Origin of the sequence: Streptomyces purpurogeneiscleroticus, assembly GCF_020024005.1 — a bacterium.
GTDB classification, from domain to species: domain Bacteria; phylum Actinomycetota; class Actinomycetes; order Streptomycetales; family Streptomycetaceae; genus Streptomyces; species Streptomyces purpurogeneiscleroticus.
In genome coordinates, this window is record NZ_NHSG01000026.1 from 1 (window position 1) to 5,854 (window position 5,854).

6 protein-coding genes and 1 pseudogene are annotated in these 5,854 nt (G+C 71.2%); 2 read left to right on the forward strand and 5 right to left on the reverse strand.

Annotation, left to right across the window (positions count from 1 at the left end):
• The coding region (locus tag CCS38_RS00695) for an amidohydrolase family protein (protein WP_223731212.1) at positions 1–1,719 on the forward strand (1,719 nt) is incomplete at its 5' end.
• Between the two features lie 460 nt (positions 1,720–2,179).
• Complete coding sequence (locus CCS38_RS00700) at positions 2,180–3,427, forward strand: acyl-CoA dehydrogenase family protein (RefSeq protein ID WP_223731213.1); 1,248 nt, start codon at positions 2,180–2,182, stop codon at positions 3,425–3,427.
• A 102-nt stretch (positions 3,428–3,529) separates the two neighbouring features.
• Here the strand turns inward: CCS38_RS00700 and CCS38_RS00705 are convergent, their stop codons facing one another.
• From CCS38_RS00705 to CCS38_RS00725, 5 genes and pseudogenes are all read right to left on the reverse strand, one after another.
• On the reverse strand, positions 3,530–4,138 hold the full coding sequence (locus CCS38_RS00705) for a GAF domain-containing protein (protein WP_223731214.1): 609 nt from the start codon (positions 4,136–4,138) through the stop codon (positions 3,530–3,532).
• Positions 4,135–4,770 carry a GTP-binding protein gene (locus CCS38_RS00710; RefSeq protein WP_223731215.1) on the reverse strand — a complete coding sequence of 212 codons (636 nt, stop codon included), beginning with the start codon at positions 4,768–4,770 and terminating at the stop codon, positions 4,135–4,137. Before CCS38_RS00710 ends, CCS38_RS00705 begins: the two co-directional genes overlap by 4 nt.
• Positions 4,748–5,149, reverse strand: a complete 402-nt coding sequence (locus CCS38_RS00715) for a DUF742 domain-containing protein (RefSeq protein ID WP_223731216.1) — start codon at positions 5,147–5,149, stop codon at positions 4,748–4,750. The genes CCS38_RS00710 and CCS38_RS00715 overlap by 23 nt, the downstream gene beginning before the upstream one ends.
• 2 nt (positions 5,150–5,151) lie before the next feature.
• A complete protein-coding gene (locus CCS38_RS00720) occupies positions 5,152–5,598 on the reverse strand; it encodes a roadblock/LC7 domain-containing protein (protein ID WP_223731217.1) in 447 nt (148 codons plus the stop codon).
• A pseudogene (locus tag CCS38_RS00725) lies at positions 5,588–5,854 on the reverse strand (hypothetical protein); the annotation flags it as partial. The pseudogene CCS38_RS00725 and the gene CCS38_RS00720, both read right to left, overlap by 11 nt.

Consider the following 5,854-nt stretch of genomic DNA (forward strand, 5'->3'; position numbering starts at 1 on the left):
CCCAGCTGGTCACCGGACGGCCGGTACCTCGCGCTGTGCGACCGCAACCGGCTCAACCAGCGCTTCCGGGAGGGCTACAACCTCATCCGGGTGGTGGACACGACGACGGGCGCCAGTCGGCTGTATGCGGCCGGGGAGCATGTGTCGCTCTCCGACCGGTACGACTCCGGGCCTGTGTGGTCGCCGGACGGGCGGTGGCTGGCGCTGGTCGCCGAGTCCGCGCTGTGGCTGCTGCCGGTGCGGCCGGACGGCACTCCGGACGGCACGCCGCGGCAGCTCACGGAGGAGCCGGCGGACCATCCGTCCTGGTCGGGCGATTCCCGTACGCTGCTCTACCTTTCGGCCGGGCGGCTGCGGACCGTGCCGGCAGCCGGCGGGACGCCGCGTACGGTACCGCTGCGGCTGGATCACCGGCGGGCGCCGACGGCGGACACAGTCGTCCATGCGGGCCGGTTCTGGGACGGCGTGGGCGAGGGCGTACGGGACGACGTGGACGTGGTGATCAAGGACGGGCGGATCGCGGCGGTCGCGCCGCACCGCGCCGGGCGCCGCGCGGCGAACCGGGTGGACGCCTCCGAGCGCACGGTGATCCCCGGCCTGTGGGATTCGCATACCCATCCATGGCAGTTGACGTACGGCGGGCGGCAGACGGCGCTGCAGCTGGCGTACGGGATCACCACGGCGGTGTCGTTCGGCGGCTTCTCGTACGAGCAGGCGCGGCTGCGGGAGGCGATCGCCGCCGGGGTGCTCGCCGGGCCGCGGCTGCTGAGCTGCGGTGAGCTGCTGGACGGGTCGCGGGTGGCGTACAGCATGGGGCGCGCCCACCGGACGCGCGCGGGACTGCGCCGTTCGCTGGCCCGGGGCGCGGCGCTGGACTGGGACTTCGTGAAGACGTACGTCCGGGCGCCGGGCTGGATCATGCAGGAGGCGGCGGAGTTCGCGCACGAACGGCTGGGGGTGCGGTCCGGCAGCCATCTGCTGACGCCGGGCGTGCAGCTGGGGCAGGACCTGACGACCCATCTGCAGGCGACGCAGCGGCTGGAGTTCGGGCGGGCGACGTCGGCGACGGCCCGTACGTACAGCGATGCCGCCGAGGTCTACACCGGGACCGATTTCCACCTGGTCGCCACGCCCTTCACCGCGGGGGTGCTGCTGGGGGCCGATCCGGGACTCGCGGACGACCCGCGGGTGACGACGCTGATGCCGCCGTGGGACGTGGCGCTGGTCGAGCAGGACGCGGCGCACCGGCCGACGGAGAAGGAGCTGGCGGACCTCGCCCGGGAGACGGCGTTCTACCGGCGGGTGCTGGCGGAGGGCGGGCTGGTCGCGCTGGGCACGGACGCGCCGCTGATGGCGATCGGGCTCTCGCTGCATCTGGCGCTGCGCGCCCTGCACGGCGCCGGGCTGACCGTCGCGCAGACGCTCCGCACGGCGACGGCGCTGCCGGCGCGGGTGTTCGGCGCGGAGCGGGACCTGGGGACGCTGGAGGAGGGCAGGCTCGCGGACCTGACGCTCGTGGACGGCGATCCGTTCCACGACTTCGACACGCTGGTCCGCACGACGGGAGTACTGCGCGGCGGGCGGCTGTACGAACAAGCTGACCTGGTGGGCGCGTTCACCGCGGACCGGCCGCGCATCTCCCGGGCGGCCGGCGACGAGGACTGGCGGGAGGTGGGCCGGCAGCTCCGGCGGGACTCCTGCTGCGGGCCCGACCACTGACCGTACACAGGACCAACGGCCGTACGTGGGGGGAGGCGTCAGGTGGCGCGGGCGGCGTGCGCGGATGTACGGCACCGGCAGACCGTCGCCCGCCGCCACCTGACCCGCCCCCGATCCGCCGGGGCGAGTCGCGTACGTGCGCGCGCTACGCCTTCAGTGGGCGATGAGACCACGATGAAATTCGGTCACACGTACCCACTCGGTGAGCAACTCCGATCACTCCTGCCTCAGTTCTGCATTTCCGCATGTGGCAGCCCCTCGGGGTGGTGAAGGATCAATGCGCACTCCAATGTCTTCGCATAAATGCGGTGAGTAGAGGTTTTATGCGTCCTGCGCCAGGTATGCCAACGGGTATTGCACTCGGGGTAACCGCAGAACGACTGTCCGGATCCGATCGAGGGATGACGCACCGGATGACACAGAGCAACTAGCACGGACGCATCGCGGAGGAGGGCTCGTCTTGCATCGCTACTTCACCGACCAGCGGCATGAGGCACTCCGGCAGAGGGTGCGCGACTTCGCAGAGCGCGAAGTACGCCCCCGCATAGCAGATATGGAGGCAAGCCGTTCCGTTTGCCATGCCCTGTCGCGCCGGATCGCCCGCCAGGGGTGGATCGGCGCGACCGTCGAGCGCGGTTATGGCGGCATGGGGGCCGGACACCTGGCCAAGACGGTGATCATCGAGGAGCTGTCCCGGGTCAGCGCCGCCATGGGCGCGATGGTGCAGGCGTCCCAGCTCGGTGTCGCCAAGATCATTCACTTCGGCAGCGAGGCCCAGAAGAAGACCTGGCTGCCCGCCATCGCCGCGGGCGAGTGCCTGCCGACCATCGCGGTCACCGAGCCGCACTCCGGCGGCCATGTGCTCGGCATGTCCAGCAGCGCGGTCCGCGACGGCGACGACTACATCCTCAACGGCCGCAAAATATACGTCGGCAACAGCCACGTCGGTGACCTGCACGGCGTCGTCGTGCGCACCGGCGAGGGCTCGCACGGCCTGTCCGCCTTCCTCGTGGAGCACGACCGCCCCGGCTTCCGGGTCGGCCCGCAGGCGGCCACGATGGGCCTGCACGGCTTCAGCTTCGGCGAGCTCTTCTTCGACAACTGCCGGATCCCGGCGGCGAACCTCCTCGGCCGGGAGGGCGACGGGCTGGCCGTCGCCTACTCCTCCAGCGTGCTGTACGGCCGCCCGAACCTCACCGCCGTCTCCCTCGGCATCCACCAGGCGGTCCTGGAGGAGACCGCACGGTTCTGCGCGGAGCGGCAGCGCTACGGCAAGCCGCTGCACGCGCTGACCAACATCAAGCTCAAGCTGGGCCGGATCCAGTCCAGACTGCTCACCGCGCGGCTCGCGGCGTACCACGCCGTGCATCTGCTGGACCGGGGGGAGAACTGCGACGCGGAGCTGATGAACGCCAAGCTCGTCAACGTCGAGTCGGCGATCGAGTCGGCGCGCGACGCGATGGACATCCACGCGGCGTGCGGGCTGTTCACCGACCGCCCGGTGGAGCGCTATCTGCGGGACGCGCACCACATCTTCGCGCCGGCCGGCACCTCCGACGTCCAGCTGCTGCGGCTGGGCGAGCTGGCCCTGGGCACTCCGCACGGCGAATGGTCCGGTCGGCTCTCGGACCGGGTCCGTACGGAGGACCGGACGGAGGAGTACGACCACCACCACGCGTACGCAGGAGCGGGCCTGCTCACGGGGTGACACCACAGGACTTGCTGCGGGAGAGAACGCACAACGGGCCGGTGGGGCCTCGCTGTTACAGCGAGGCCCCACCGGCCCGTCGGTCCCCGGGCGCTGGCGGGCTCACAGCCCGTCCGTCCGCTCCTGCTCCATCCGGTGGATCTGGTCGACCAGCCGGGCCGCCATGGACTTGATGGTGTCCAGCCCTTCACGTCCCCACGGGCGCGGTTCGAGGTCCACGACGCAGACCGTGCCGAGCGCCATGCCCGTACGGTCGATCAGCGGCGCGCCGAGGTAGGAGCGGATGCCGATCTCGTCGACGACCGGATTGCCCGCGAACCGCGGGTAGTCGCAGACGTCCTCCAGGACCAGGGCCTTGCGGCGGACGATGACGTGCGGGCAGTAGCCGTGGTCGCGGGCCATCACCCGGCCCGGCTGCGCGCTGGCCGGCGCGGGCCCCAGCTCGACCGGCGCCTGCTCCTCGGCGGGGGTGTAGAGACCGGCGAAGTACTGCCGGCGCTCGTCGATGAAGTTGACCATGGCGTACGGGGCCTGGGTGGTTCGGGCGAGGTTCCGCGCGAAGTCGTCGAAGGCGGGCAGCGGTGCCTCGCCGATGCCGAGCGTACGCAGCCGGGCGACCCGTGCCGGCGCCTCGTCGTCGTCGGGCGTCAGCAGCAGGTGCCGGGTGGGGTCGTAGGTGGGGGCAGGCAGGCGGGACGCGGGCCGGTTCATGGCAGCTCCGTAGCGAAGGCGGGGGTCAGAAGGTGCTGGACGAGAGAGACCAGGACGTTGGTCGCGGAACTGCAGTGCCGGGCGTCGCACAGCACGACCGGGGTGCTGGGTGAGAGGTCTATGGCGGCGCGCACCTCGTCCGGTTCGTAGTGGAAGGACCCGTCGAACTGGTTGACCGCGACGATGAATTCAATGCCGCGGCGTTCGAAGAAGTCGACGGCGGAGAAGCAGTCCTCCAGGCGCCGGGTGTCGGCGAGGACCACGGCGCCGAGCGCGCCGGCCGACAGCTCGTCCCACATGAACCAGAAGCGCTGCTGGCCGGGCGTGCCGAAGAGGTACAGCACATGGTCGGTGCTGACGGTGATCCGCCCGAAGTCCATCGCGACGGTGGTGGTGGTCTTCTCCTCGACCCCGTCCAGGCAGTCGGTGCCGATGCTGACCTGGGTGAGGAGCTCTTCCGTGCACAGCGGTTCGATCTCGCTGACGGCGCCCACGAAGGTGGTCTTGCCGACCCCGAAGCCCCCCGCGACGAGGATCTTCAGTGCGGACGGAAAGGGGTCGCCGTCGGGAGTGGTGGCCGGGGCATACGGTTCAAAAGTACAGGTCCTTTCAAAGACGCTGTCGGAGTCCATGCAGCACCGCCTCCAGGAGTGCTCGGTCGTTACAGTGCGACGGGCCTTGCGGATTCTGTGCGGGGGCCCGGGCGGTGAGGGCTCCGCAGTCCACGAGGTCGGCGAGGAGCACCTTGGTGACCACCGCCGGCAGCCGTATATGGGCGGCCACCTCGGCCACCGAGACCGGGCCGCCGCACAGACCGAGGACCTGCATGTAGTCCGGGCCCTGGCACGTCACCGGCCGCTTGCCGGTGGCGATCACCATCGTCAGCAGGTCGAAGTGCGCGGTCGGGCGGGTCCGTCCGTTGCTGACGGTGTACGGACGGACCAGGCGGCCGGCCTCGTCGTCGAGCCAGAGCGGCTCCGACCCCTGCCGTCTCCGGCGACGTACCGCCATCTTCAGTGCCCACCCGCTCGCGCCTGATGCCGGGCGGGCGTGGCGAGGTAGGGCCGTACGCTCTTGACCAGCATGCCCATCTCGTAGCCGAGGACGGCGACGTCGGCCTCGCGGGAGGCGAGCACGGCGAGGTTGGCGCCGGAGCCCGCGGTGGAGACGAAGAGCAGGGTGGACTCCAGCTCGACGACGACCTGGAGGACGTCGTCGCCGTCGCCGAAGCGGACGCCGGCGCTGCGGGCCAGGCTGTACAGGCCGGAGGCGAGCGCCGCCATGTGGTCCGCGCTGTCGGGCTCGAAGCCGTGTGCGGCCTTGACCAGCCCGTCGGAGGAGAGCAGCAGGGCGCTGCGGGCGTGCGGTACGCGCTGGACGAGTCCGGTCAGCAGCCAGGAAAGGTCCGTCGTCGGCCGGCCGCTGTGTCGCTGGGACTGTACGTGAACGTCACTCACCATGGTTCTGGTCGTCTCCTCGGGGCCGGCTCGGGGCCGGGCCGGTGCCGGTGTTGTCGTACGGGGTGGCGCTGTCGTAGGCGGCGGTGTCATAGGCGGCGTTGTCATAAGCGCTGGTGCTGTCGTAGGCGGTGCCCCGGTCCGCCGACGCGTCGTAGGTCTCGTCGGCGCGGGTGATGCCGCGCCGGAAGGCGGCCATCAGGCCCGGGTCGTGCTCGGGCTCGGGGTGGCCCGCGGTGCGGGTGCCACCGGGCGGGGT

What these genes read in the sequence shown, in the direction of transcription:
- CCS38_RS00705 (WP_223731214.1), bottom strand. Translation starts at nt 4,138, where the DNA reads ATGAACCGGCCCGCGTCCCGCCTGCCTGCCCCCACCTACGACCCCACC.
- CCS38_RS00710 (WP_223731215.1), bottom strand. Translation starts at nt 4,770, where the DNA reads ATGGACTCCGACAGCGTCTTTGAAAGGACCTGTACTTTTGAACCGTAT.
- CCS38_RS00715 (WP_223731216.1), bottom strand. Translation starts at nt 5,149, where the DNA reads ATGGCGGTACGTCGCCGGAGACGGCAGGGGTCGGAGCCGCTCTGGCTC.
- CCS38_RS00720 (WP_223731217.1), bottom strand. Translation starts at nt 5,598, where the DNA reads ATGGTGAGTGACGTTCACGTACAGTCCCAGCGACACAGCGGCCGGCCG.